This window comes from Delftia sp. WSY_16, from assembly GCF_043104415.1.
Classification (GTDB): Bacteria; Pseudomonadota; Gammaproteobacteria; order Burkholderiales; family Burkholderiaceae_C; genus Comamonas; species Comamonas tsuruhatensis.
This window is the reverse complement of the sequence record NZ_JBICKS010000027.1, coordinates 1-24482: the sequence shown is the minus strand read 5'-3', so window position 1 is coordinate 24482 and position 24482 is coordinate 1. Positions and strand designations below refer to the sequence as shown.

The following is a 24482-nucleotide window of genomic DNA, read 5'->3' as shown; positions in this document are numbered from 1 at the left end:
CGGACACGGCAATCGACAAGCAGCCTGCGGGCTGCTTTTTATTTTTTCAGCCCCTTGAACCAGCGCTGAATCCGGGCCCGCAATTGCCGTTTGCCGTCATCACCCAACGGCATGCTGCTTGCCAGTTTCAGTGCCGCATCGACCTGTACATGGCCATGCTCCATCAGTGCCATGCAAAACACCCGGTCCTTGTCGCGCCCCGCCTGGGCCTTGGAGAGAAAGAGATCCAGCACATCAAGGCAATAGCCGACGCGATCGTTGGTATTGCCGTTCTGGATACGGTGCAGCCGGTTTTGCCAGCCTGAGGCAAGCACTGCCGTGTCCGGGCCCACGCCCTGCGCGTAGTAGCCATTGGACTCGTGGAAGCGAGAGCCTTCGCCAATGGATCCGTCGATCCGGTCCGCCAGATCCGGAGCGTTGAGCGGATAGATGTCCGCCTCTGCGGACATCTTGAAAACCGGCTCGGGATACGGGATGGAGCCCAGGATTGCCTGGCTTCCCACGATGACGAATTCATACTCATTCGTCACATCCCCGCTCGCACGAATGATGTGCTCAAGATCCTCTCGGTTCATAGGCCCGCCCTGTATCTCCCAATGCAACGCCCCGCTTGAGATCCCCCACCTGCGCCCGTATCTGCTGGCGCACCTGTTCGGGCAGCACCGATGTCAGGGGCGAGGCCTGGCGCAGTTCCTGGGCCCTTCGCGTGCGGGCCAGGATGGTGCGCCAGCGGCCATTTTGCAAGACATCCTGCCACTGCCTCCACAGGCTGGCGGAATGCGAATCCCCCTGGCTCAACCACCTCTCCAACGTGTCCTGTGCCTGCTGCAGCAATGCCGGGTCAGATCGCACAAGGCGCACGGCTTCTTCATGCAATGCGAGGCTTTGCAGATCCTGCACTTCATGGCGCGCATCCTGCGCACGCACCAGAACCTGTACGACGGGCCTGGCATGGCGCGAACGGGCTGCGGCAGTTCCTGCGGGCGCGGGCTGCAGGGCGTCGCCCGCCAGCAATGCCAATTCTCCCCCTATGCCCAGTTCCAACATGACTCGCAGGTACGTGCCCATGGATGGCCCGGGATCGCCGGACTCGACTGCAGCGAGCGTGCTGCGGGATATACCTACGCGCGAGGCCATCTCGACCGTGCCCAGCCCCTGCTCCTTGCGCAGACGCTTGAGCCGGTCACCGAACTGCAAAAGCAGTTGGCGCTGAAGAAGGGTGGACTTTTCTGGCGTTTTCATTTGTCCATTATTCTAAGCAAAACCTGAATTTTTGATTGTTTTTCTAGACAAATTAATTCAAGTCCAGTGCTTTCGCATTCCCAGGTCAAGGAACGGAAAAGCAGGTCCTGACGCGCGCACAAGCCACGGCCGGGATGCGCAGCGCACGGCGATCAATCAACGGGCCGGCCACGTTGCAAGGATGAGCGGCTGTACTGTCGCACCGGGGCCACCAAGCCCGTGCTTGCCCCAATGCGGCAGGCCCCTGTCCCTGCCAGCATGGAATCACCCCGGCCCCTGCGCAACAGCAGCGGGCTTTTTCCATCCAAAGCAAGGAGACTTCATGCAGCAACGCCCCAAGACATCGCTGATGACACCGCTGGCCCTGGCACTGTGCGCCGCCGCACTGGCAACGCCGGCCCTGGCGCAGCAGGACAAGGTTCGGATCGGCTTCATCACCGACATGTCCAGTCTCTATGCCGATGTCGAGGGCAAGAACGGCGCCGTGGCGATACAGATGGCCATTGACGACTACGGCGGCAAGCTGCTGGGCAAACCCATCGAGCTGCTGACGGCCGACCACCAGAACAAGGCCGACATTGCCGCCAGCAAGGCGCGCGAGTGGATAGACACGCAGGGCATCAGCCTGGTGTTTGGCGGCACGAACTCGGCCACGGCCCTGTCCATGGCCAAGGTGGCGCAGGAGAAAAAGCGGGTCTTCATCGACAACGGCGCAGGCAGCTCGGCGCTGACCAACGAGCAGTGCAGTCCCTACACCGTGCACTACGCCTTCGACACCGTGGCCCTGGCCAAGGGCACGGGCGCGGCCGTAGTGGAGGCCGGAGGCAAGAGCTGGTACTTCGTGACCGCCGACTATGCCTTCGGCCATGCGCTGGAGGCCGATACCACCAAGATCATCGAGGCGCGCGGCGGCAAGGTGCTGGGCTCGGTCAAGACGCCGCTGAACGCCAGCGACTTCTCCAGCTTCATGCTGCAGGCGCAGAACTCCAAGGCCCAGATCCTGGGCCTGGCCAACGCGGGTGGCGACACCATCAACTCCATCAAGGCCGCGCGCGAGTTCGGCGTGACCAAGGACATGAAGCTGGCCGGCCTGCTGGTGTTCTTCACCGACGTGCACAGCCTGGGCCTGAAGAACACGCAGGGCATGCAGTTCACCACCAGTTGGTACTGGGACATGAACGATGCCTCGCGCAAGTTCGCCGACGCCTTCATGGCCAAGACCCAGCGCCGCCCCAGCGAAATCCATGCGGCCGACTACTCGGCCACCATGAACTGGCTCAAGGCCGTGGAAAAGGCCGGCACGCTGGATGCCGACAAGGTCATGGCCACCTGGCGCGGCATGAAGATGGACGACTTCTTCGGCAGCGGCTACCTGCGCGAGGACGGCCGCTACGTGCACGACATGTACCTGATGGAAGTGAAATCCCCGGCCGAATCCAAGGGCACCTGGGACTACTACAAGCTGGTCAAGAAGCTGCCGGCCGAGCAGGTCTGGACCACCAAGGCCGAGAGCAAGTGCCAATATTGGCGCTGAACTTGCGCTGAACTTGCGGTGAGCCGAGGGGGCAGCCCGGCCGCTCCCTCTCCTCGCTTTTCTCCACTGAATCTCCATGCCTTGGTCAATGCCGGGACATCGAACCGCGCCAGACTGGTAAGTTCGAGCATCTGGCGCGGCGCCGGGCAGGGACTGTCTCCCCTGCGGCCGACCGCGCGGCAGGGGAAGAATGAAGTTCAATCGCAAATGGGCCATGGTCGCCGTCGCAGGCGCATGCATGGTCGCAGGCCTGGTGTGGTGGAAGGCCAGTGCCAAGCCCTCCACCCAATTCGCAACCGCACCCGTCACCGTCGGCGACCTGGAGCAGACCGTGCTGGCCGTGGGCCGGCTGCACCCCAAGGAACTGGTGGCCGTGGGCGCCCAGGTCTCGGGCCAGGTCCGGCGCCTGCACGTGGAGCTGGGCCAGAAGGTCAAGGCCGGCGAGCTGATCGCCGAAGTCGATGCCCAGCCGCAGCGCATCAAGCTGCGCAATGCCGAGGCATCCGTCACCGCCTTGCAGGCCCAGCTGGCCGCGCGGCGCGCGGCGCTGGTGCAGGCCCGGCTGACCTTCCAGCGCCAGCAGGAGCTGCTGCAGGCCGACGCCACCTCGCGCGCCGACCATGAAGCCGCCAAGGCTGCGCTGGACACCGCGCTGGCCGATGTCGGCGCCCTTCAGGCACAGATCGAGCAGGCACGCACCCAGGTGGAGACCGAGCGCATCAACCTGGGCTACACCCGCATCGTCGCGCCCATGGACGGCGTGATCGTGGCCGTGGTCACCAAGCAGGGCCAGACCCTGAACTCCTTCCAGACCACGCCCACCATCGTCATGCTGGCCAAGCTCGACGTGATGACCGTGCGCGCCGAGATTGCCGAGGCCGACGTGGACAAGATCCAGCTGGGCCAGACGGTCTGGTTCACCACGCTGGGCAGCGGCCGCCAGCGCCACACCGCCACGATCGAGCGCATAGAGCCTGCGCCCGCCTCCATCGCCACGGACGCCACCGCTGGCGCAGCGACCGCCACCGGCGCCCAGGCCGCCAAGGCCATCTACTACAACGCCCAGTTCGACGTGCCCAACCCGGAAGGCAAGCTGCGCCCCTCCATGACCGCCCAGGTCACCGTGCGCGTGGCCCAGGCCGACAAGGCCGTGCTCATGCCGGCCGCCGCGCTGGGCAGCCGCGATGCCGACGACAACTACAGCGTGCGCGTGCGCGATGCCCAGGGCCAGGTCACCGAGCGCAAGGTGCGCGTGGGCCTGCGCACCAACGCCCAGGCCCAGGTGCTGTCGGGGCTGGAGCCCGGCGAGCAGGTGGTGATCGGCGAGGCCAGCCCCGGCGGCAAGCCGGCCGGCAGCGACCCGATGGGAATGTAAGCATGGACCATGCATTGCTGCAGATGCAGGGCCTGCGCCGGGAGTTTCCTGCGGGCGACACCACGGTGGCGGTACTCAAGGACATAGACCTGCGCATAGAAGCGGGCGAGATGGTGGCCATCGTCGGTGCCTCGGGCTCGGGCAAGTCCACGCTGATGAACATCCTCGGCTGCCTGGATCATCCGACCTCGGGCAGCTACCGCATCGCCGGCCGCGAGACCGGCGAGCTGGGGCCCGACGCGCTGGCCGCGCTGCGGCGCGAGCACTTCGGCTTCATCTTCCAGCGCTACCACCTGCTGCCCGACCTCACGGCCCAGGGCAATGTGGAGCTGCCCGCCGTCTACGCGGCCACACCGGCCGGCGAGCGGCATGCGCGCTCGGCCGCCCTGCTCGAACGCCTGGGCCTGGCCGACCGCATGCAGCACCGGCCAAGCCAGCTGTCGGGCGGGCAGCAGCAGCGCGTGTCCATTGCGCGTGCGCTGATGAACGGCGGCGCCGTCATCCTGGCCGACGAGCCCACGGGCGCGCTGGACAAGGCCAGCGGCGAGCAGGTCATGCGCATCCTGCAGGAGCTGCATGCCGACGGCCACACCATCATCCTGGTCACGCACGACATGGCCGTCGCCGCCCACGCCACGCGCGTGATCGAGATCAGCGACGGCGCCATCATTGCCGACCGGCGCAGCACCCCGCACGAAGCCAGGCCGCCCGTGGAGCCGGCATCCGGCGCGCGCCGGGCCTCCTGGCGCGGACTGTCGGACCGCTTTGGCGAGGCCCTGCGCATGGCCCTGCGCGCCATGAACGCCCACCGCCTGCGCACCTTCCTGACCATGCTGGGCATCATCATCGGCATCTCGGCCGTGGTCTCGGTGGTGGCGCTGGGGCGCGGTGCGCAGCAGCAGGTGATGAACCAGATCAGCGAGCTGGGCACGAACACGCTGGACATCTTCCCCGGCAAGGACTTCGGCGACACGCGCGCGGCCGCCATCGAGACCCTGGTCGCCGCCGACGCCCAGGCCCTGGCCGAGCAGCCCTACGTGGACAGCGCCACGCCCAATGTGTCGGTCGGCGTCACGGCGCTGTACCGCGAGAACGCGGCCACGGCCCAGGTGACGGGCGTGGGCTTCGAGCACTTTCGCGTGCGCGGCCTGCGCCTGGCATCGGGCCGCTTCTTCGACCAGCGCGACGTGGACCTGCACGCCCAGGTGGCGGTGATCGACCAGAAGACCGCCACCGCCCTGTTCCCCACCAACCCCAGCCCGCTGGGCGAGGTCGTGCTGCTGGGCCAGATGCCCGTGGAAATCGTCGGCGTGCTCCGGCCTGCGCAAAACAGCTTCGGCGGCTCCACGCCCACCTTCTTCGTGCCCTACACCGCAGCCGCCACGCGCCTGGTCGGCAAGTACCACCTGGACAGCATCACGCTGCGCATCAAGGACGCGGTGCCGGCCGAGATCGCGCAAAAGGCCGCCACCAGCCTGCTGACCGAGCGCCATGGCACCAAGGACTTCTTCATCTGGAACTCCGACCAGATCCGCCAGGCCATCACGCGCACCAGCACCACGCTGACGCTGCTGGTCTCGGCCATCGCCATGATCGCGCTGCTGGTGGGCGGCATCGGCGTGATGAACATCATGCTGGTGTCGGTGACCGAGCGCACGCGCGAGATCGGCGTGCGCATGGCCATCGGCGCGCGCCAGTCGGACATCCTTCAGCAGTTCCTGATCGAGGCCGTGCTGGTCTGCATCGTGGGCGGCATCCTGGGTGTGTCGCTGGCGCTGGGCCTGGGGCTGGCCGTCAGCCTGTCCGGCAGCAGCTTCCAGCTGTCGTTCTCGGCCGCCTCCATCGTGCTGGCCGTGGCCTGCTCCTCCCTCATCGGGATCGGCTTCGGCTTCCTGCCGGCGCGCAGTGCTGCGCGCCTCGACCCCGTACAGGCTCTATCAAGAGATTGACATGCATATGCTGAAGACCGGCGTGCTGGCATGCGCAGTGGCCCTGGCCGGCTGCGGCGCCATCACGCGCACAACCTACGAGGCGCCGCAGGTGGCGCTGCCCGCACAGTTCGAGCATGCGCAGCCCTCGGCGGCCACGCCTGCGCCCGAGGCATGGTGGCGCGCCTTCGGCGATCCGCGCCTGGATGCATGGATCGACATGGCCCTTGCGCGCAACCCCGACCTGGCAACGGCAGGCATCCGCGTGCGCCGCGCCGCGCTGCAGGCGCAGCTGGCGGGCCGCGCCCTGCTGCCGCAACCCGGCGGCACGCTCAGCACCGGGGCCAGCCGGCCGCTGTCCGGCAGCCCGCGCAGCACGCTGGAGACGTCCAGCGCCACGCTGAGCGTGGGCTGGGAGCTGGACCTGTTCGACCGCCTGGGTGCCCAGCGCGATGCGGCCGTCTTCGAGGCCCAGGCCAGCGAGCAGGACAGGCAGGCCGTGGCCCTGTCCCTGGCGGCCACCACCGCCAGCCTGTACTGGCAACTGGCCCTGGCCAACGAGCGCCTGGAATTTGCGCGGCAAAGCCTGGAGTACACACGCCGCACCGGCGAGCTGGTGGAGGCGCAGTACCGCAGCGGCGCCGTATCCAGCCTGGAACGGCGCGAGGCCCGGCAGGCGCTGGCCGAGCAGCAGGCGCTGCTCAGCCAGTACACGCAGGCCCGCGCCGAACTGCGGCAGGCGCTCAACGAGCTGCTCCTGGGCGCCGAGGCACCCGGTGGCGAGCCGCAGGCCCTGCCCACGGGCGCGCTGCCTGCCATTGCCGCAGGACTGCCCGCCGAACTGCTGGGCCGCCGCCCCGACCTGCGCGCCGCCGAACTGCGGCTGCGCGCCTCCCTGGCCAGCAGCGATGCGGCCGCCGCGCGCTACTACCCCACGCTGTCGCTGACCGGCAGCCTGGGGGGCTCCAGCAACTCGCTGCTCGACCTGCTGGCCAACCCCGTGGCGGCCCTGGGCGCCAGCATGACCCTGCCCTTTCTGAACGTGGGCGAGATGCGGCTGAACACCGCCATTGCGCGCAACCAGCATGAAGAGGCCGTGGTCAACTTCCGCAAGTCGCTGTACGCCGCGCTGGCGGAAACGGAAAAAGCCCTGTCCGCCCGCACCGAGCTGGCCAGCCAGGAACAGGCACAGCAGCGCGTCATGCAGGAATCGGCAGAAATCACCCGCCTGTACGAGGCACGCTACCGCGCAGGCCAGGTACCCCTGCGCACCTGGCTGGATGCGCAGGAGCGCAGCCGCAACGCACAGCTGGCCCTGTCGGCCCTGCACCTGGCGCAACTGCAAAACCAGGTGACGATCAACAAGGTGCTGGGCGGCGGATGGCAAGCCCCTTGAGCAAGGGCCGGCAACCTCCGCCAAAGTGCCCCGCCCCGGTCAGAACGAATGCGCCATGCCCAGGTACAGGCCGGTCTGGCTGCCGCCCGGCGCCGGGTTGTTGTTGGTGGTCTCCACCGAGAAGTTCGCATTGCCGCCATTGCGCACATTGCCCACGCTGGCGTACAGCAGCGTGCGCCTGGACAGCGCGTAGTCGGCGCCCGCCATGAACAGGTTGGCGCTGCCGCCGCCGTTGTTGACCGTGGTGCGGTAGCCCGCCCCGATCAGCGTCAGCGGGCCTGACACCTTGTAGCGCGCGCCCATCCAGTACTGCCGCGCCTTGTTGGGCACGCCAGCCGCGCTGTCGGGCGCGGACAGCTGCTCATAGCCCGCGAACAGCTTGAGCGCGGACAGCGTCACCGTGCCGCCCAGCGTCAGGTTGCGGGATGTGGTGTACAGATCGCTGAAGCGGCCATTGGCATCGCGGGCCACGTCGTAGATGGCGCGCAACTCGAACGTGGGCGCGGTATAGGACACGGACAGCGCATCCTTGCGCAGCCGCGATGCGCCCTGCGGCTGCTCGCCCAGGCCGGTCAGCGCCAGCACGCGCAGGCCGCCCCAGCTGGGCGTTTCGTACGAGACCATGTTGTCATGCCCGCCCCAGTTGCGCCCCCGCACCAGCGTGGCCGAGCCGATGAACTGCTGGCCCGTGGGGTCCAGCGCCCAGTGCGCATCCGAGATCGACAGGTCCTTGCCCAGCTTCAGCGTGCCCCAGCCGCTGCGCAGGCCCACGAAGGTGCGGCGGTTGAAGAAACCTGCGCCGTTGAACCTGGCATCGTCGATGCTGAAGCCCGACTCCAGCGTGAACAGCACATGCAGCCCGCCGCCCAGGTCCTCCTCCCCCTTGAAACCCAGCATGCTCGTGCCCCACTGGTTGCCCACGGCCCGCCACAGGCTGCCGGAGCCCCCCGTGGCCGGGTCGTACACATTGTTCTGGTAGTCCACCCCCGCGACCACACGCCCATAGAGCGTGACCGAACTCTGGGCCTGGGCCGCCAGGGCCGTGCCCAATGCAAGCGCGGCCAGGCCAGCGCTGCGGATCATGCGTTTATTCATCTCCCTCTCCTCCCGATTGCCAGTTGGCGAAAGCCCTCGCCACTAAGGCCAAGGCGTACTGAAATCCTTGCCGGCCATGCGTGAAAACTGCGGCCGTGCAGTCAGCGCGTTCTTGTTCTTGTGCCTGCGAAGCCTGCGGGGCAACGCCGGTAACGGCTGGTCATGGAATTCTCGGCGGGAGAAGGTGGCTGGAGATAAACGATTCGGCGACGGACTGATCCTCAGCCATCACGGACCGCTAGGTGTTTTCCCAAGGAAAGGCCGCCGCGCCATCCACGGCGGCCACGGGCCGCGCATTGCACGCAGCCCGGATCGGCTCAATGCCGCGCGATCAACGCGCCGTCGTATCGCTGCTGGCCGCCACGATGGGGATATAGAACTCTCCGCCGGCACGGTTGAATTCCTCGGCCTTGGCCTGCATTCCGGCGGCAATGCCTTCCTGCTCGGCCACGCCCTTGGCAGCGGCGAATTCGCGCACTTCCTGGGTGATCTTCATGGAGCAGAACTTGGGGCCGCACATGGAGCAGAAGTGCGCCACCTTGGCGCTGTCCTTGGGCAGGGTTTCGTCGTGGTAGGCCTGGGCGGTGTCGGGGTCCAGGCCCAGGTTGAACTGGTCCTGCCAGCGGAAGTCGAAGCGGGCCTGGCTCAGCGCGTCGTCGCGGGCGCGGGCGCCGGGGTGGCCCTTGGCGACGTCGGCCGCGTGGGCTGCGATCTTGTACGCGATGATGCCCTGCTTGACGTCGTCGCGGTCGGGCAGGCCCAGGTGTTCCTTGGGCGTGACGTAGCACAGCATGGCGGTGCCGAACCAGCCGATCATGGCCGCGCCGATCGCGCTGGCGATGTGGTCGTAGCCGGGGGCGATGTCGATGGTCAGCGGGCCCAGGGTGTAGAACGGCGCCTCGTGGCAGTGCTTGAGCTGCTCGGTCATGTTGGCCTGGATCATGTGCATGGGCACGTGGCCGGGGCCTTCGATCATGGTCTGCACGTCGTGCTTCCAGGCCAGCTGGGTCAGCTCGCCCAGGGTCTGCAGTTCGGCGAACTGGGCCTCGTCATTGGCGTCCGAGGCGCTGCCGGGGCGCAGGCCGTCGCCCAGCGAGAAGCTGACGTCGTACTGCTTCATGATGTCGCAGATGTCCTCGAAGTGCTCGTACAGGAAGCTCTCGCGGTGGTGGGCCATGCACCACTTGGCCATGATGGATCCGCCGCGCGAGACGATGCCCGTGCGGCGCTGGGCCGTGAGGTGGATGTAGGCCAGGCGCACGCCGGCGTGGATGGTGAAGTAGTCCACGCCCTGCTCGGCCTGCTCGATCAGGGTGTCGCGGAAGATGGGCCAGGTCAGGTCCTCGGCAATGCCGCCCACTTTCTCCAGCGCCTGGTAGATGGGCACGGTACCGATGGGCACGGGCGAGTTGCGGATGATCCAGTCGCGCGTGGTGTGGATGTTCTTGCCGGTGGACAGGTCCATCACGTTGTCCGCGCCCCAGCGGATGGCCCAGACCAGCTTCTCGACCTCTTCCTCGATGCTGGAGGTGACGGCCGAGTTGCCGATGTTGGCGTTGATCTTGACCTTGAAGTTGCGCCCGATGGCCATGGGCTCGATCTCGGGGTGGTTGATGTTGGCCGGGATGATGGCGCGGCCGCGCGCCACTTCGTCGCGCACGAATTCGGGCGTGATGATCTTGGGGATGGCGGCGCCCAGGCCGTTGCCGGCCAGGCGCGCCTCGCGCGCGGCGTCCTGCTGGTACTCGGCCATCCATTCGCGGCGGCCGTTCTCGCGCAGGGCCACGTACTCCATCTCGGGCGTGATGATGCCCTTGCGCGCGTAGTGCATCTGGGTGACGTTGCCACCGCTCTTGGCGCGGCGCGGCTGGCGCTGCAGCGATGCGGCCTCGGCCCGCAGGCGGGCCACGCGCTCGTCTTCCTCGCCGCGCTTGCCGCCGTCGTCCAGGGCCTGGCGCAGGCGGCCGGCGTAGTACTCGCTGTCGCCGCGCGACTCGATCCAGGCATTGCGCACGCCGGGCAGGCCGCTGCGGACGTCGATGGCCACGGCCGGGTCGGTGTAGGGGCCCGAGGTGTCATAGACGCTGACCTGCTCGCCATTGGTCAGCTGGATATCGCGCACGGGCACGTTGAGGCCGCTGTGCAGGCTGCCTTGCAGATAGCTCTTGGTGGAGGCCGGGAACGGCTTGCGCGACTGCGCCAGCAGGTCGGAAAAACGCTGTGCGTCGGGAGCTTCGCCGGCTGCGGGGGTGAAGATGGAATCGGGAGCGTTCATGTCGGGTTCCTTGCGTTCAAAGCGTCGATCAACAACGCTCCGGGAACCGGACACTCCTTGGGCTGCGCCAAAGGCCGCGCACCGGGCTATGCCAGTGTGGGCCTGCCAGGGCCGTATGGCCTTGGCCCCTGGTTGCCACGCACGCCAAGGCGCACGAGCAGCCTTGGTTGGCAAGGGTCGATGCGCATCGGATGGTGGCCTGCCTGGCCGTTGCGGCCCTGCGTGTATCCGCCGTGGCGGACTTCCATCCTCTGACTTCGGCCCCGCTTCAGGGTCCCGCTCTTCTTCCGCCGGTATCAACCGGATCAAGTTCGTCGGGTTCGCCGCCTGGCCCATGCAGCGCATGGACCGGTTGGCATCTCAGTGCATCAGCACACCCCGGAGCAGCGGCAAGTATAGGGGATGGTTGGCGGCCCATCGCCTGCGGGTTTGCCCAGGGGCCATGCGCCGCCGTCAGTCGAAGCCGCGCAGCGCACCCCATTCGGCCAGCGGAGCGCGCGTGGCGCGCCAGCCGTTGATGGGGGCGTTCTTGTCCTCGTAGCCCAGCGCAATGCCGAAGGCCACGTGGTAGCCCTCGGGCAGCGCCAGCGCCTGGGTCACGGCGTCGTTGTAGCGGCGCCAGAAGCCCTGGGCGCAGGTGGCCAGGCCATTGGCGCAGGCCAGCAGCATGAAGGACTGCAGGTAGATGCCCAGGTCCACCCATTGCGGCAGGCCCATGCGCTCGTCCACCGCCACGATCAGGCCCACGGGCGCGCCGAAGAACTGGCCGTTGCGCGCCAGCTGCTCCAGCCGCGCGGGCTTGTCGTCGCGCGGAATGCCCAGCGACTGGTACAGCTCTTCGCCATTGGCAAAGCGCCGACTGCGGTAGGGCTCCCAGAGATTGGGCGGGTAGGACAGGCCGGGCTGGGCGTCCTGGGGCTCGGCTTCGGCAACGGCGGTGAGCAACTGCTGCAGCGGATCGCCCGTCAGCGCCAGCACGCGCCAGGGCTGCAGGTTGCCGCCCGAGGCCGCATTGGCCGACTGTTCCATCAGGGTGCGCACCAGCGCCGCATCGGGCGACTGGGGCAGGAAGGCGCGCACGGAGCGGCGCGCATGCAAGGCCTGTTCAACGTTCATGCTGGTCGGAGTCTCCGGTCTTCTTGGGGGATCTTGGGGATCTTGGGGATCTTGGGGATCTTTGGTGATCTTGTGCAGGCCTACTTGCCCATGATCTGGTCGATCTTGTCCTTCTGGAAGGCCTGCGGGCGCTCGGATTCGCAGGGCACGCAGTCGCCCACCTTGCTGCCGGCCGAGAGCTTGGCAATGGCCTCCCAAAGCAGCGCGATCTGCTGCTCGTGCGCGGCCGCGCCATCGCTCAGGCCGCGCATGGCCTGGGCCACGGGGTCCATTTCCTGGGTGATGCCGTAGGCCGTGAACGGCTGGGGCGCGGCAGAGGCCGGGACCTTGATGGACTCGGCCTTGGCAGATGCCGGGTCGTGCTCGGTCACATCGGCGCTGTGGCCGTTCTTGCTGGCGATGATGCGCGCCGGAATGCCCACGGCCGTGGCGCCTGCGGGCACGGGCTTGATGACCACGGCATTGCTGCCGATCTTGGCACCGTCGCCCACCTCGAAGCCGCCCAGCACCTTGGCGCCCGCGCTGACCACCACGTCGCGGCCCAGCGTGGGATGACGCTTGGCGCCCTTGTACAGAGAGGTGCCGCCCAGGGTCACGCCGTGGTAGATGGTGCAGCCGTCGCCGACCACGGCCGTCTCGCCGATGACGACGCCCATGCCGTGGTCGATGAAGACGCGCTCGCCGATGACGGCGCCCGGATGGATCTCGATGCCGGTGAGCCAGCGGCCGATGTGCGAGATGAAGCGCCCCAGCCACTTGAGGCCATGGTTCCAGCACCAGTGCGCCGGACGCTGCAGCCAGATCGCATGAAGACCCGGGTAACAGGTGATGACCTCCCAGGTGCTGCGTGCCGCAGGGTCGCGGTCGAGGATGCACTGGATATCGGAGCGCAGGCGGTCAAGCATCTAGGGGCTGGTTATTGTTGACAAGACCGCTCAGTCTAGCGTTTCGGTGGGGTGCTCTGCAGCATGGCCTTCGCAACACCGCGCAGGATGTGGATTTCCTCGGCGGTCAGTTGCGAGCGGTTGAAAAGCTGGTTGAGGCGCGGCATGAGCTTCTTGGGCGCAGCCGGATCGAGAAAGCCGATATGCGCCAGCGCCTGCTCCCAATGGCCCAGCATGCCGGCCACCTGGGCCGCGTCGGCGCGCTGCGGCGCGGGCGTGTGCTCCACCACGGGAAAGCCGCCCAGCGCCTGGCGCCACTCGTAGGCCACCACCTGGATGGCCGCCCCCAGGTTCAGCGAGCCGAACTGCGGATTGGACGGAATCGACAGCGCCACATCGCTGCGGTAGACATCGTCGTTGCTCATGCCGAAGCGCTCGCAGCCGAACAGGAAGGCCACGCCCGACTGGTTGCAGCGCGGCGTGGGAGCCTGTGCCGACACGGATGCATCGGCAGGCGCCGCCGCTTCATCGGGCGCATCGGCCTCATCGGGCGCAGCCAGCACATCCAGCGCCCCGCTGAGCAGCAGCTCGAAATGCTGGCGCGGCGTGCGCGTGGGCGGGCCGAAGTCGCGCGGCGTCATGGCCGTGGCGCACAGGTGGCTGATGCCGTCCAGCGCCTCCTCCAGCGTCTCGACCACGCGCGCATTGCCCAGCACGTCCAGCGCGCCGCTGGCCCGCTGGATGGTCTCTTCCTTGCGCAGCACGTTGGGCCAGCGCGGGCGCACCAGCACCAGGTCGTCAAAGCCCATGGTCTTCAAGGCGCGGGCGGCGGCACCCACATTGCCGGCGTGGCTGGTTTCTATCAGTACGAATCGGGTTTTCATTGCGTCGCTGGCCTGCCGGCGCCGGCAGAGCCCCCAAGACGGGACAGGTTGCGCAGCACAAAACGGACAAGGCGGGTAAAATTGCGCGCTATTGTCGCCGCCCCGCATCGCCGGACGCGGCTTTTTCCGTTCTTACCCGCGTCAAACAGCCTGCTTTTGCCAGAGAGAACCGTCCTCTCCTTGCACAGCCGCTGCTCCGCCAACGCCTCACAATCTATGTCGACCAACCTGCATCCCATGCTCAACGTGGCCATCAAGGCCGCACGCGCCGCCGGCGCCATCATCAACCGCGCGGCTCTTGACGTGGAATCCGTGCGTGTCGCACAAAAGCAGGTCAACGACTTTGTGACCGAGGTGGACAAGGCGGCCGAGCAGGCCATCATCGAAACCTTGCTGGGCGCCTACCCGGGCCACGGCATCCTGGCCGAGGAATCGGGCAACGAGTTCGGCGCCAAGAACTCCGACTACGTCTGGATCATCGATCCGCTGGACGGCACCACCAACTTCATCCACGGCTTCCCCGTGTACTGCGTGAGCATTGCCCTGTCCTTCAAGGGCAAGGTGGAGCACGCCGTGGTGTACGACCCCTCGCGCAACGACCTGTTCACGGCCACGCGCGGCCGCGGCGCCTACCTGAATGACCGCCGCATCCGCGTGTCCAAGCGCATCCAGCTCAAGGACAGCCTGATCTCCACCGGCTTCCCCTTCCGCCGTGGCGACAACTTCAAGCAGTACATGAACATGCTGGGCGACGTGATGCAGGAAACCGCAGGCGTGCGCCGCCCCGGCGCCGCCGCGCTGGACCTGGCCTACGTGGCAGCCGGCTTTGCCGATGGCTTCTTTGAAAGCGGCCTGCAGATCTGGGACGTGGCCGCCGGCAGCCTGCTGGTGACCGAGGCAGGTGGCCTGGTCGGCAACTTCACGGGCGAAGCCGATTTCCTGGAGCAGAAGGAATGCCTGGCGGGCAATCCGCGCATTTATGGCGCCCTGGTCGGCATCGTTGGCAAGTACAGCAAGTTTGCTTCTGCTGGTGAGAAGGCGGGTGTGCGGCAGGCGCTGTCTGATTCTGGAGAGGCGGCTCCCGTCGCTGATGCTGAAACTGCTGAGTCTGAGCAGCAGCCTGAGGCTTGATTCCGGCTTCTCCTCTCTTATGAAAAACAGCTCCTTCAAGGAGCTGTTTTTCGTTGGGCGTGGGTTCGGTGCGCTTTTTGCCCCTGCCGGGGGGTTGCTTTTCGGGGCCGGGTCTCGGCCCGGCGGCCGACTGCCCTTTCTTGATTCGCCAAGAAAGGTCAGATCAAAGAAGGCGACCCGAATGTCCACGTCCCTTCGCTTCGCTGCGGGCAACCTGCGCCGGGCCGCCTGCGGGGTTCGCCGTGAAACTCACTTCGCGCTGCGCGCTACGTTCAGACAATCACGGCGATTCAGTTGACGAAGCAGTCCTGTCCTTCGGCAGGACTGCAACCCCGCAGGCGGCCCGGCGCAGGCGTGGGCATACGGGAGGGGTGAGAGGGGGTCAGGGGCAGCAAGCTGCCCGCAACCCTCCCACCTCTTACTTGACCCGTGCGTTGATCACCGCCTCGGCCACGTTGCGCGGTGCTTCGGCGTAGTGCTTGAACTCCATGGAGTAGGTGGCACGGCCTTGCGTTTGCGAGCGCAGGGAGGTGGCGTAGCCGAACATTTCGGACAGGGGCACTTCGGCCTTGATGGACTTGCCGCCGCCGGCCATGTCGTCCATGCCCTGCACCATGCCGCGACGCGAGGACAGGTCGCCCATGACGGTGCCGGCGTAGTCTTCGGGCGTCTCGACTTCCACGGCCATCATGGGTTCCAGGATGACGGGGCTGGCCTTCTTGGCAGCTTCCTTGAAGCCGAAGATGGCCGCCATCTTGAACGCCATTTCGTTGGAGTCCACGTCGTGGTAAGAGCCGAAGGTCAGCGTGACCTTGACGTCCACCACGGGGTAGCCGGCCAGCACGCCGCTGGTCAGGGCCTCGACCACGCCCTTTTCCACCGCAGGGATGTACTCGCGCGGCACCACGCCGCCCTTGATGGCGTCGACAAACTCGAAGCCCTTGCCGGGTTCCTGCGGCTCCACCGTGAAGACCACATGGCCGTACTGGCCCTTGCCGCCGGACTGGCGAACGAACTTGCCGTCCACATCGGTAACCTTCTGGCGAATGGTTTCGCGGTAGGCCACCTGGGGCTTGCCCACGTTGGCTTCCACGTTGAACTCGCGCTTCATGCGGTCCACGATGATTTCCAGGTGCAGCTCGCCCATGCCGGCGATGATGGTCTGGCCCGATTCCTCATCCGTGCGCACGCGGAAGGACGGGTCTTCGGCCGCCAGGCGCGACAGGGCAATGCCCATCTTTTCCTGGTCGGCCTTGGACTTGGGTTCCACGGCCTGGGCGATCACGGGCTCGGGGAAGACCATCTTCTCCAGCACGATGGGCGCGGACGGGTCGCACAGGGTCTCGCCCGTGGTCACGTCCTTCAGGCCCACGCAGGCAGCGATGTCGCCGGCGTGGATTTCATCGACCTCCAGGCGTTCATTGGCATGCATCTGCACGATGCGACCGATGCGCTCCTTCTTGTCCTTGACGGAGTTGAGCACGCTGTCGCCCTTGTTGAGCACGCCCGAGTACACGCGCACAAAGGTGAGCTGGCCCACGAAGGGGTCGGTCATCAGCTTGAAGGCCAGGGCAGAGAACTTCTCGCTGTCATCGGCGTGGCGCACGATGATGGAGCCGTCTTCGGCGTGGCCCTCCACGGGCGGCACTTCCAGCGGGGAAGGCATGAGCTCGACCACGGCGTCCAGCAGGCGCTGCACACCCTTGTTCTTGAAGGCCGAGCCGCACAGCATGGGCTGGATCTCGCCCGCAATGGTGCGCAGGCGCAGGCCGCGCAGGATGTCGGCCTCGGGCAGGTCGCCCTCTTCCAGGTAGCGGTTCATCAGGTCTTCGCTGGCCTCGGCAGCCGCCTCCACCATGGACTCGCGCCACTTCCTGGCGTCGGCCACCATGGCTGCGGGAATGTCCTGGTACTCGAATTTCATGCCCTGCGTGGCCTCGTCCCAGATGATGGCCTTCATCTTGAGCAGGTCCACCACGCCGGTGAACTGCTGCTCTGCGCCAATGGGCAGCACGATGGGCACGGGGTTGGCCTTGAGGCGGTCCACCATCATCTGCCGCACGCGCAGAAAATCCGCGCCCGTGCGGTCCATCTTGTTGACGAAGGCCAGGCGCGGCACCTTGTACTTGTTGGCCTGGCGCCAGACCGTCTCGGACTGCGGCTGCACGCCGCCCACGGCGTCATAGACCATGACGGCGCCGTCGAGCACGCGCATGGAACGCTCCACCTCGATGGTGAAGTCCACGTGGCCCGGGGTGTCGATGATGTTGATGCGGTGCTGGTCAAAGCGGCCGTCCATGCCCTTCCAGAAGCAGGTAGTCGCCGCCGAGGTGATGGTGATGCCGCGCTCCTGCTCCTGCTCCATCCAGTCCATGATGGCGGCGCCCTCGTGCACCTCGCCCAGCTTGTGGCTCACCCCGGTGTAGAACAGGATGCGCTCGGTCGTGGTCGTCTTGCCGGCATCGATGTGCGCGGAGATACCAATGTTGCGATAGCGTTCTATGGGGGTATGGCGGGCCATGAAAGGACTCCTGGGTGCTACGAAAGCGTAAGTGCGTGATCTGCCGGTTCGAAGGGTCGGATTCTCGCGGGGGTTGAATGAGGGTTGATGACAATTGGAATGTACGAAGACAATCGTACTATCTTCCGCAACTTCTTGCAGAACGATTCATGTTTTCACCACGCAAGGGGCGTGTCTGCCAGATAACTGCCCGCGCCACGCCGCATCAGCGACGTGCGGCATTGCTTCCATGGCACAGTGGCGCCCCATCGACTGGACGATTCATGCTTGCCAACCACCCCGACCGCGAACAGATACGCCTGGAAAACCTGCTCAACGCCCTGGGCAATCCCCTGCGCCTGGCCGTGGTGCGCGCGCTGGCCGCAGGCCATGAGCGCGCCTGCGGCTCGCTCTTGCAGGGCCAGTCCAAATCCACCATGACCCATCACTGGCGCGTGCTGCGCGACAGCGGCGTGATCTGGCAGCGCCCCGACGGCCGCGAAAACCTGCTCTCCCTGCGCCGCGAAGACCTGGATGCGCGCTTTCCCGGCCTGCTGGACGCGCTGCTGCAGGCCCTGGCCGAAGACCCGCTCACCGAACAGGCCACGGCCGCCCACCTCAAACCCTGCCCTTGAAGCCCCACCCCTGCAACGCAGGCGGCAGGCCTGCGCCCTACCCCTTCACGGCAAGCGCCACAGCCACGCCCTCATCCGCAAACCGCTTGGCCGCCTTGAGCAGATAGCTCACGGCATAGAGGATGGGGTCATCGGCCTCGTCGCCATTCAGATGGTCCACCACCTCGACGGCATAGCCTAAATCCACCGCCGTGTCGTGCAGCAAGCCCAACAGCTCCTTGTCCTGCGGCTCCAGCGACTGCGCCTGATCGGCCTTGGCGTAGTAGATGCGCAGCAGGTCGCGGCAGACGCAATTGATGGCCGTGACCTTGTGGCTGGCGTGCAGCTCCAGCACTTCGAGGGCAGCGCCCAGGTGCAGGACGGCGTCGATGGCCAGGTCGTCGAGGTTGGGTTGGGAAATGGTGCAGATGTCTTGATCCATCGAAGCCTCCTCTGATGATTGAAGCCTGCGTCTCGGCCTCGTACCGAGCTGTGCCGGATGCAAGGCAGCAGCAGCCCAAGATCAACAAAAGAGTTAAATATAACGTGGTTTAAATTGCATCAAAAACTGACGCTCTTGCCCATGCAAAAGCGTCCTGTCAAACGCGGCCGTCCAGTCGGCGCCACTTCATTTGATGCAGACATTGCCCGGGCTTTCGGCGCGGCGGTGCGCTCCCTTCGCAACGAGCGCGGCATCTCCCAGGAATCACTGGCCAACCTCGCCGATATCGAGCGTTCTCACATGGGCAAAGTGGAGCGTGGGGAGCACATGCCCACGCTGGTCATCGTGTTCAAGATTGCGCGGGGGCTGGGGTGTGGCGCGGCGGAGGTAATGGGGAGGGCTGAGGAGGAGCTGCGGGGTGGGACTGCGGACTAGCAGCCGAGACTCGCTGAGCTTCGAGACTTCCAAAAGAACGGCCGAAACCGGAGGTTGGGCATGGATGACATCAGTGCGCTCATGAAAGCCATTGACGATGGGCAAATCACCGAAGTGCGACGGCTGCTTGAGGCTGGCGTCGATGCCAACGCAATGGATGAGGAAGGCCAGTCACCTCTGATGGCAGCGGCTTGTGCAAACGGCTTGAAGGTCCTGGACTTGCTGCTGCAGTACGGCGCCGATGTGAGGCGGGCCTATGCGGACGGGTGGACTGCGCTTCACATGGCCGTCGATTTTTCAATCGACTCGACTATTCAGCGCGGAGGGGCTCCTGGGGATGAGCCGCTTGATGCCATCTTCTGGCTGCTCACGCATGGGGCTGACGTGTCCGCAAAGACTGAGAGGGGTGAAACGGCGGTTGACTTTGCTCGGGCGTATCGGTCGGGGCGCGTAGAACGGGTGCTCTTGGGTAGCCAGTCTTGAAATTGTCGAACGTTCGCTAGCACCCAGGCATGCACTCAAAGTCAGCAGCCGACCGGAAGCAGTAGTACGTCACGGGCCGCGAACGACAACTCCGGACAGTGGGTTCAACCGGTCAATTCTCCCCAGAGAATCGACCGGTTGACTGAAGAAGAGGCTCCTTGCTACGGCCAATTTAAAGCGCTCTTGTTGTTGCTTCGGCCTAGGCTTCTTGCGCAGCGGCCAAAGCCTCCTCGACTGCGCCATCGTCGTGATCGGCAGCTTCGGCATGCGACAACGGTGCCTTGCCCATGGCCTGCTCAATCAACGCCAGCAGATTCGCCTTACGGGCTGCGTAAAACCCTTCGAAGTCATCCGCGCGCAGGAACTGAGCTGGAACCTGATGGGTTTCCAGCAGTGCATCCATTGCAGCCGTGTCCAACGCCACAAGCTTGTCTGCCTGTAATTTGGCCAGGTAAGCAGACGGCGCAGTGCCCCCGATCTTGCGGTTGGCCTTGTAGGAAATGGGGGTCTTGTTGACGATGCTATTGAAGACAGCGGGCTTTATGCCTCGCTTCTTGCACCAATCTTCCGGGAAGATGTGGTGGATATCCAGGCTCATCATGTCGTCGTTGTCGAGCTTGTCCACCGTGGATTTGAAGTACCAGTCTTGCGCACCCTGGCGCAGTACCAACACGTTCACACCCTTGTAGGCCGCGCTGTTGCGGGTGTAGAGCCGGTCCAGGCGCTGCGCATCAAAGCTCGCGTCTGACACCGTGGCAGGCACGGGCCCGTCGTTCTTCACCCAGTCCAGCACTTCCTCCACATCCTTGGCGATACGTGTCTCCACCGCGCCGCCATACAGCTCGCCCAAAACGCCACACCAGAACCAGAGTGAGAGCTTGTCGAACACCACTGGCGTCAACCATGCTCTGTCTTCCAGCTCGGCGAGGATCGCGGCCAGGGGCACCAGTTGCGTCTGGTAGGGCAGCTCGCGCAGCCGCATGATGGACTGTTTACGCAAGAAGCTAGGAACCTGCAGATACCCCTGCTCAACCTTGCCGGCCCAGGCCTCATAAGCCGCGCGGCTCAGGGTCAGCATGGTCTTGCGCTTGGCGCTAACTGGAGGCAGCTGTTGCTTATCCTCATCGGGCACTACCCCGGCATTGGCTTTTGTGAGCTCGGCCAGCCGCTCGTGGCGCTTGGCACGGGTAACCAGCAAAGTAATACTTTGAATGAAATCACTGGCCTCCACATTGCGCAGCAGGTCGTGAGCGTACAGACGCGTCTGCCGGCCTTGCATGTTGCGTTCCACGCTACCCAGCCAGTCGTCACGCAGGTTGAATTTTTCAGCCGCAAAGGTGGCCGTGATCAGTTCAAACACATTCAGCGCCACGCCGCCCGTATTGACCTTCTCAAAGACCGTGCACACTGCCTCCTTCGAGGTGTCTTTGAGCAGTTGAATGACCGGCACCTTGTACCCGGTGAACCGGCCAATCACCGCCTGCTGGAATTCGAGGAACTGCTGAATCTTGATGGGGTTGAGCTTGCTCAGGTCCACCATCCAGGCCATCGCGTCAAACATGGCATTGCACGGAAAGTGCATCGCCACGCATTCACGCTCCCGGGTACTCAGGTCCAGCGTTACGTCGCGGTGGAACTGGCCATACTGCTGGCGGCACTCGTCTACCGCTACGATGGCATCCAGCAAATCGGTGCCTGGTTGCAGCGCCTTTTCAATGTCCCAGTAGTAGAAGAGCTTCATCTTCTTGCCGCGCCCATTGTGCGTTTGCACCGGCGTCTTGAGCTGCAGCACTTGGGTCAGCGTCGTCAGGCGCTGCTGGCCATCGAGGATCAACCATTTGGCGTCCTCCGCCTTAGGGCGCGGCTCCACGCCCTCCACACCGCGCTGCTCAAACGTCACCTCGCCACCCGTCTCCAGCATCATCACGGCGCCCACCGGAAAGGACTGCGCCACACTCACCAGCAGCTCGCGAATGCGCATGTCCTCCCACACCCAGCCGCGCTGGAAGTCGGGCAACTGGATCTTGCCTGCCTGGATATCGACCAGCAGGTCTTTCATGTCCTTGGGGTTGGTTTCAAAGCTCGACACAGACAGACTCTTTCACAGGGCGTTGGAAGACTCCACCAGGGCCTGGGCCAGGTGGGATTGAGTGGCTTGCGCGGCCTTCAGACGCTGGCGCAGGTCGGCGCACAGGCGGCGCAGGGCGGTGACGCGGGTGACTATGCGGGATTGCTCGGCGATGGGGGGCACGGGAAACGCGCAATTTTTCAATTGCGTCATGTTGATGGAAGCCAAATTTGTGGTTTGCTTAGCCGATGATGCAAAGTAGACGCGCGCATCCCCAGAATTCAAATACAGCTCGGCCCAAACCGAGTTCCAGTCAGGAGAAATCCCTCGCGCTTTGAAAACGTGGTTCTGGTGCAGGCAAAATTCCAACTCATTGCGCCATATAGCGGTACGGCCCACCTTGTCCCAGTCGCCGCCTTCCGTAATAAGCAAATCACCACTGAGAAGCTGAAATCGTTCTAACTCGCTTTGGTCAATGACGACTTCCTTCATGGAGGACAGATTCAAGTGCCAACGCTGCACGTTGGCCACGCGCAGATATGGCAATGTAACGGGCGAGGGTATTGCAGTCTTTCTACCCAGTGTCACACCGCTGGAGATCAGCATGATTTCACCCAGTCGTGCCCACTCCCACCCTACCGGCAGCTCAAACGGCTGTTCCTGTTCGGTGATAGGCGGCAGGGGTTTGTCGCGCTTGATCTTGCCTTCGGCGATTAGAAGGTCTTTTTCGAATCGAATGCGGGCCAGTAGGGTGCTGGCGGGTTCGTCGCTGGCGTCTTGGTGTACGAGCAGGCCGCGCACGGCCAGTTGCAACAGGGTTTGCTCTAGAGCGTCGATGGCTTCGGGGCGGTCGAGCAGCAGGTCGAAGTGTTGGGATACGCGCTGCCAGTTGTCGGCCAGTTCCTCGGGCGTGGTGCTGACAGTGAGCCTACCCAGCAGGGTGTTGACCAGTTGGGCGTGTTGCGTGGTCTCCAACTGCACCTTGGCCTCCAGCGCATCGCACAGGCGCATGAGTTCCTCGACGCGGGCGACGATGCGGCATTGTTCGGCCAGAGGTGGCAATGCAATCACGATGCCGTTGAGCTTCGCCTGATTCATTTTCGGCTGGGCTGTACCCGTGACATACGGCTCCAAAGATATCGCGTTAATAGACAATGCCAGATAGGTCATTAACTCTGGATGCGTCGTGTCGATGACATGCGCATGATTGTTAACCCAGTACTTACCGTGTGCAAGAAACGCAATAGGGGTCGAACGATTAATTAGGTTAGCGCCATCCTCGCCAATCAACAGCAGTGTCTTATCGAACAAGAATCCATCGATCTTATCGATAACGCCGGAAGCACCGTAGTAGTCGTAGGTTTTCGCACGAGTTTCACGGTCGCTCGACGAAACCGGAATGCGTTCGGCATCACGATTGATCGAGGCATCGCCAAACCGCACCCATACCCAGCCAGCAGGCAATCGAAACGGCTTTTCCTCATCCGAGATCTCTGCAACCGGCTTGTCCCGCTTAATCTTGCCTTCCCCAATCAACCGATCTTTCTTCGCCCGAATTTTCTGCAGCAGCGCGCTGGCCGATTCCTCGGCAGGGTCTTGCGACACCAACTTGCCTTGCACGGCCAAGGTCAGGATCAGTTCACGAAGGCGCGCCACGCCGCCGGAGGCTGTGGCCAGTAAATCCAAATTTAATAGCAGCATGTGCTATTCCTCAAGCGTCGGCGGTTGATTGGGCAGAGAAAGACTGCGCCAGGATGCATTTGAGTTCATCGCGCAGCGCCTGAGCCTCAGCCTGCAGGCGTGCGTAGTCGGCCAGCAGCACCTCGGGGTCGTGGCTAGTTTGCTCTCTCAAATGCGGGTTCTTCTGGTCAAGGTTCCAGTTGGCGGCCCGAAGTGTGTCGATGCTGACCTTCCAGGCACGCTCGTTTTCCACACGGGTGGCAAAGCCATCGGCTTCAGCACCCCACCAAGTTTTCTCGGCGTCGAACTCTTCGATGCGGATGGGCTTGGTTTTGTTGTAGTTCTTCACGCCCGATGGGTACGGATGCTCGTAGTACCAGACATGCTGCGTAGGCTGGCCCTTCGTGAAGAACAGCAGGTTGGTCTTGATGCCGGTGTAAGGCGCAAACACTCCGTTGGGCAGGCGCACGATGGTGTGCAGGTTGCACTCGGTCAGCAGCTGTTCCTTGATGCGGCTCTTCACACCTTCACCGAACAAGGTGCCATCGGGCAGCACCACGGCGGCACGGCCGTTCACCTTAAGGATGTGCTTGATCAGCACTAGGAACAGGTCAGCGGTTTCCTTGGTGCGCACGTCGGCAGGGTAGCCCTGCTCGATGCCGGGCTCCTCGATGCCGCCGAACGGCGGATTGGTGAGCACCACGTCCACACGGTCGGCCTGGGTGTAGTCACGCAGCGGGCGCACCAGAGTGTTGTCGTGGCGGATTTGACTGGGCACTTCGATGCCATGCAGCAGTAGATTAGTGACGCAGAGCATGTGCGGCATCTGCTTTTTCTCAACGCCGCGAATGCTGTTTTGCAGCGTCGCTTCCTGCGCGGCGTTGTGCACCTGCTTACGCAGGTGCTCGATGGCGCAGACCAGAAAACCGCCGGTACCAGTGGCGGGGTCGAGCACCACTTCGCCCAGCTGCGGGTTGACCATGTCCACCATGAACTGAGTGACTGCACGCGGGGTGTAGAACTCACCCGCGTTGCCGGCGCTTTGCAGGTCTTTGAGAATCTTTTCGTACAGGTCGTTGAACTGGTGGCGCTCGGCTTGGCGGTTGAAATCGATGCCATTGAGCTTGTTGACTACCTGGCGCAGAAGCTGCCCACTTTTCATGTAGTTGTAAGCGTCTTCGAACACGCCCCGCACCACGTAGCCGCGCGGATTGCGCACGGGGTCGGCGCTCAGGCTCTTGAGGGTGGCAAAGAGCTGGTTGTCCACAAAGTCGAGCAGCGCATCGCCGGTCATGCCCTCGGGGTCTGCCGCCCAGTTGCGCCAGCGCATGTCTTCGGGGATGGGGCTGTGGTAGCTGTCACGAGTAAGTTCAAGCTCTTCTTCGAGTGCATCAAACACC

The 24482-nt window shown here is 64.7% G+C and carries 20 protein-coding genes and 1 riboswitch; of the genes, 8 read left to right on the top strand and 12 right to left on the bottom strand.

Features of this window, described 5'->3' with window-relative positions:
• Nucleotides 1-38: 38 nt before the first annotated feature.
• Nucleotides 39-575 (bottom strand): DUF6036 family nucleotidyltransferase, encoded by a 537-nt coding sequence (locus ACF8O7_RS14590; RefSeq protein ID WP_012204240.1) that lies wholly within the window; start codon nt 573-575, stop codon nt 39-41.
• On the bottom strand, nt 556-1242 hold the full coding sequence (locus tag ACF8O7_RS14585; RefSeq protein ID WP_151019981.1) for a helix-turn-helix transcriptional regulator: 687 nt from the start codon (nt 1240-1242) through the stop codon (nt 556-558). Before ACF8O7_RS14585 ends, ACF8O7_RS14590 begins: the two co-directional genes overlap by 20 nt.
• A 322-nt stretch (nt 1243-1564) precedes the next feature.
• Between ACF8O7_RS14585 and ACF8O7_RS14580 the strand changes: the two genes are divergently transcribed.
• The 4 genes from ACF8O7_RS14580 (at nt 1565) to ACF8O7_RS14565 (ending at nt 7475) form a co-directional block, all read left to right on the top strand.
• Nucleotides 1565-2776 carry an ABC transporter substrate-binding protein gene (locus ACF8O7_RS14580; protein ID WP_016449656.1) on the top strand — a complete coding sequence of 404 codons (1212 nt, stop codon included), beginning with the start codon at nt 1565-1567 and terminating at the stop codon, nt 2774-2776.
• 190 nt (nt 2777-2966) lie between these two features.
• Nucleotides 2967-4151: an efflux RND transporter periplasmic adaptor subunit gene (locus tag ACF8O7_RS14575; protein ID WP_016449657.1), complete on the top strand. Its 1185-nt coding sequence runs from the start codon at nt 2967-2969 to the stop codon at nt 4149-4151.
• 2 nt (nt 4152-4153) lie between these two features.
• Entirely contained in the window at nt 4154-6100 is a 1947-nt protein-coding gene (locus ACF8O7_RS14570; protein WP_151019979.1) for a MacB family efflux pump subunit, read from the top strand.
• 1 nt (nt 6101) lies between these two features.
• Complete coding sequence (locus ACF8O7_RS14565) at nt 6102-7475, top strand: efflux transporter outer membrane subunit (protein ID WP_392443615.1); 1374 nt, start codon at nt 6102-6104, stop codon at nt 7473-7475.
• 39 nt (nt 7476-7514) lie between these two features.
• Here the strand turns inward: ACF8O7_RS14565 and ACF8O7_RS14560 are convergent, their stop codons facing one another.
• The 5 genes from ACF8O7_RS14560 to ACF8O7_RS14540 form a co-directional block, all read right to left on the bottom strand.
• Complete coding sequence (locus ACF8O7_RS14560; protein WP_392443612.1) at nt 7515-8570, bottom strand: porin; 1056 nt, start codon at nt 8568-8570, stop codon at nt 7515-7517.
• Nucleotides 8571-8901: 331 nt separating this feature from the next.
• Entirely contained in the window at nt 8902-10845 is a 1944-nt protein-coding gene (gene thiC, locus ACF8O7_RS14555) for a phosphomethylpyrimidine synthase ThiC (RefSeq protein ID WP_017407427.1), read from the bottom strand.
• A 265-nt stretch (nt 10846-11110) separates the two neighbouring features.
• Nucleotides 11111-11236, bottom strand: a riboswitch (TPP riboswitch).
• Nucleotides 11237-11298: 62 nt separating this feature from the next.
• A complete protein-coding gene (locus ACF8O7_RS14550; RefSeq protein WP_313283625.1) occupies nt 11299-11961 on the bottom strand; it encodes a nitroreductase in 663 nt (220 codons plus the stop codon).
• An 80-nt stretch (nt 11962-12041) separates the two neighbouring features.
• Complete coding sequence (gene cysE, locus ACF8O7_RS14545; RefSeq protein WP_016449662.1) at nt 12042-12866, bottom strand: serine O-acetyltransferase; 825 nt, start codon at nt 12864-12866, stop codon at nt 12042-12044.
• Between the two features lie 35 nt (nt 12867-12901).
• Nucleotides 12902-13729: an RNA methyltransferase gene (locus ACF8O7_RS14540; protein WP_312841073.1), complete on the bottom strand. Its 828-nt coding sequence runs from the start codon at nt 13727-13729 to the stop codon at nt 12902-12904.
• A gap of 216 nt (nt 13730-13945) precedes the next feature.
• Here ACF8O7_RS14540 and ACF8O7_RS14535 point away from each other — a divergent pair, with 216 nt between their 5' ends.
• Nucleotides 13946-14860, top strand: coding sequence for an inositol monophosphatase family protein (locus tag ACF8O7_RS14535; protein WP_016449664.1), 915 nt, complete (start codon nt 13946-13948; stop codon nt 14858-14860).
• Between the two features lie 418 nt (nt 14861-15278).
• Here ACF8O7_RS14535 and fusA read toward each other — a convergent pair whose 3' ends face one another.
• Entirely contained in the window at nt 15279-17381 is a 2103-nt protein-coding gene (fusA, locus tag ACF8O7_RS14530) for an elongation factor G (RefSeq protein ID WP_392443607.1), read from the bottom strand.
• A 263-nt stretch (nt 17382-17644) separates the two neighbouring features.
• On the opposite strand from fusA, the gene ACF8O7_RS14525 reads away from it, so the two are divergent.
• Nucleotides 17645-17995 carry a helix-turn-helix transcriptional regulator gene (locus tag ACF8O7_RS14525; protein ID WP_012204227.1) on the top strand — a complete coding sequence of 117 codons (351 nt, stop codon included), beginning with the start codon at nt 17645-17647 and terminating at the stop codon, nt 17993-17995.
• Between the two features lie 37 nt (nt 17996-18032).
• On the opposite strand, the gene ACF8O7_RS14520 is transcribed toward ACF8O7_RS14525, so the two are convergent.
• Nucleotides 18033-18416, bottom strand: a complete 384-nt coding sequence (locus tag ACF8O7_RS14520) for a hypothetical protein (RefSeq protein ID WP_310037853.1) — start codon at nt 18414-18416, stop codon at nt 18033-18035.
• A gap of 141 nt (nt 18417-18557) precedes the next feature.
• Between ACF8O7_RS14520 and ACF8O7_RS14515 the strand changes: the two genes are divergently transcribed.
• Entirely contained in the window at nt 18558-18851 is a 294-nt protein-coding gene (locus tag ACF8O7_RS14515) for a helix-turn-helix domain-containing protein (RefSeq protein ID WP_016453859.1), read from the top strand.
• Nucleotides 18852-18911: 60 nt separating this feature from the next.
• Entirely contained in the window at nt 18912-19334 is a 423-nt protein-coding gene (locus tag ACF8O7_RS14510) for an ankyrin repeat domain-containing protein (protein ID WP_392443603.1), read from the top strand.
• 199 nt (nt 19335-19533) lie between these two features.
• Here the strand turns inward: ACF8O7_RS14510 and ACF8O7_RS14505 are convergent, their stop codons facing one another.
• The 3 genes from ACF8O7_RS14505 to ACF8O7_RS14495 all read right to left on the bottom strand — a co-directional run.
• Nucleotides 19534-21393, bottom strand: coding sequence for a DUF262 domain-containing protein (locus tag ACF8O7_RS14505; protein WP_392443600.1), 1860 nt, complete (start codon nt 21391-21393; stop codon nt 19534-19536).
• A gap of 42 nt (nt 21394-21435) precedes the next feature.
• On the bottom strand, nt 21436-23103 hold the full coding sequence (locus ACF8O7_RS14500; RefSeq protein WP_392443597.1) for a restriction endonuclease subunit S: 1668 nt from the start codon (nt 23101-23103) through the stop codon (nt 21436-21438).
• Between the two features lie 10 nt (nt 23104-23113).
• Nucleotides 23114-24482: N-6 DNA methylase (locus tag ACF8O7_RS14495; protein ID WP_392443594.1), on the bottom strand; the 1369-nt coding region annotated here is incomplete at its 5' end.

Bases quoted from the DNA above. Each gene is read 5' to 3' on its own strand.
- ACF8O7_RS14590 (WP_012204240.1), bottom strand. From the start codon at position 575: ATGAACCGAGAGGATCTTGAGCACATCATTCGTGCGAGCGGGGATGTG.
- ACF8O7_RS14585 (WP_151019981.1), bottom strand. From the start codon at position 1,242: ATGAAAACGCCAGAAAAGTCCACCCTTCTTCAGCGCCAACTGCTTTTG.
- ACF8O7_RS14580 (WP_016449656.1), top strand. From the start codon at position 1,565: ATGCAGCAACGCCCCAAGACATCGCTGATGACACCGCTGGCCCTGGCA.
- ACF8O7_RS14575 (WP_016449657.1), top strand. From the start codon at position 2,967: ATGAAGTTCAATCGCAAATGGGCCATGGTCGCCGTCGCAGGCGCATGC.
- ACF8O7_RS14570 (WP_151019979.1), top strand. From the start codon at position 4,154: ATGGACCATGCATTGCTGCAGATGCAGGGCCTGCGCCGGGAGTTTCCT.
- ACF8O7_RS14565 (WP_392443615.1), top strand. From the start codon at position 6,102: ATGCATATGCTGAAGACCGGCGTGCTGGCATGCGCAGTGGCCCTGGCC.
- ACF8O7_RS14560 (WP_392443612.1), bottom strand. From the start codon at position 8,570: ATGAATAAACGCATGATCCGCAGCGCTGGCCTGGCCGCGCTTGCATTG.
- thiC (WP_017407427.1), bottom strand. From the start codon at position 10,845: ATGAACGCTCCCGATTCCATCTTCACCCCCGCAGCCGGCGAAGCTCCC.
- ACF8O7_RS14550 (WP_313283625.1), bottom strand. From the start codon at position 11,961: ATGAACGTTGAACAGGCCTTGCATGCGCGCCGCTCCGTGCGCGCCTTC.
- cysE (WP_016449662.1), bottom strand. From the start codon at position 12,866: ATGCTTGACCGCCTGCGCTCCGATATCCAGTGCATCCTCGACCGCGAC.
- ACF8O7_RS14540 (WP_312841073.1), bottom strand. From the start codon at position 13,729: ATGAAAACCCGATTCGTACTGATAGAAACCAGCCACGCCGGCAATGTG.
- ACF8O7_RS14535 (WP_016449664.1), top strand. From the start codon at position 13,946: ATGTCGACCAACCTGCATCCCATGCTCAACGTGGCCATCAAGGCCGCA.
- fusA (WP_392443607.1), bottom strand. From the start codon at position 17,381: ATGGCCCGCCATACCCCCATAGAACGCTATCGCAACATTGGTATCTCC.
- ACF8O7_RS14525 (WP_012204227.1), top strand. From the start codon at position 17,645: ATGCTTGCCAACCACCCCGACCGCGAACAGATACGCCTGGAAAACCTG.
- ACF8O7_RS14520 (WP_310037853.1), bottom strand. From the start codon at position 18,416: ATGGATCAAGACATCTGCACCATTTCCCAACCCAACCTCGACGACCTG.
- ACF8O7_RS14515 (WP_016453859.1), top strand. From the start codon at position 18,558: ATGCAAAAGCGTCCTGTCAAACGCGGCCGTCCAGTCGGCGCCACTTCA.
- ACF8O7_RS14510 (WP_392443603.1), top strand. From the start codon at position 18,912: ATGGATGACATCAGTGCGCTCATGAAAGCCATTGACGATGGGCAAATC.
- ACF8O7_RS14505 (WP_392443600.1), bottom strand. From the start codon at position 21,393: ATGAAAGACCTGCTGGTCGATATCCAGGCAGGCAAGATCCAGTTGCCC.
- ACF8O7_RS14500 (WP_392443597.1), bottom strand. From the start codon at position 23,103: ATGCTGCTATTAAATTTGGATTTACTGGCCACAGCCTCCGGCGGCGTG.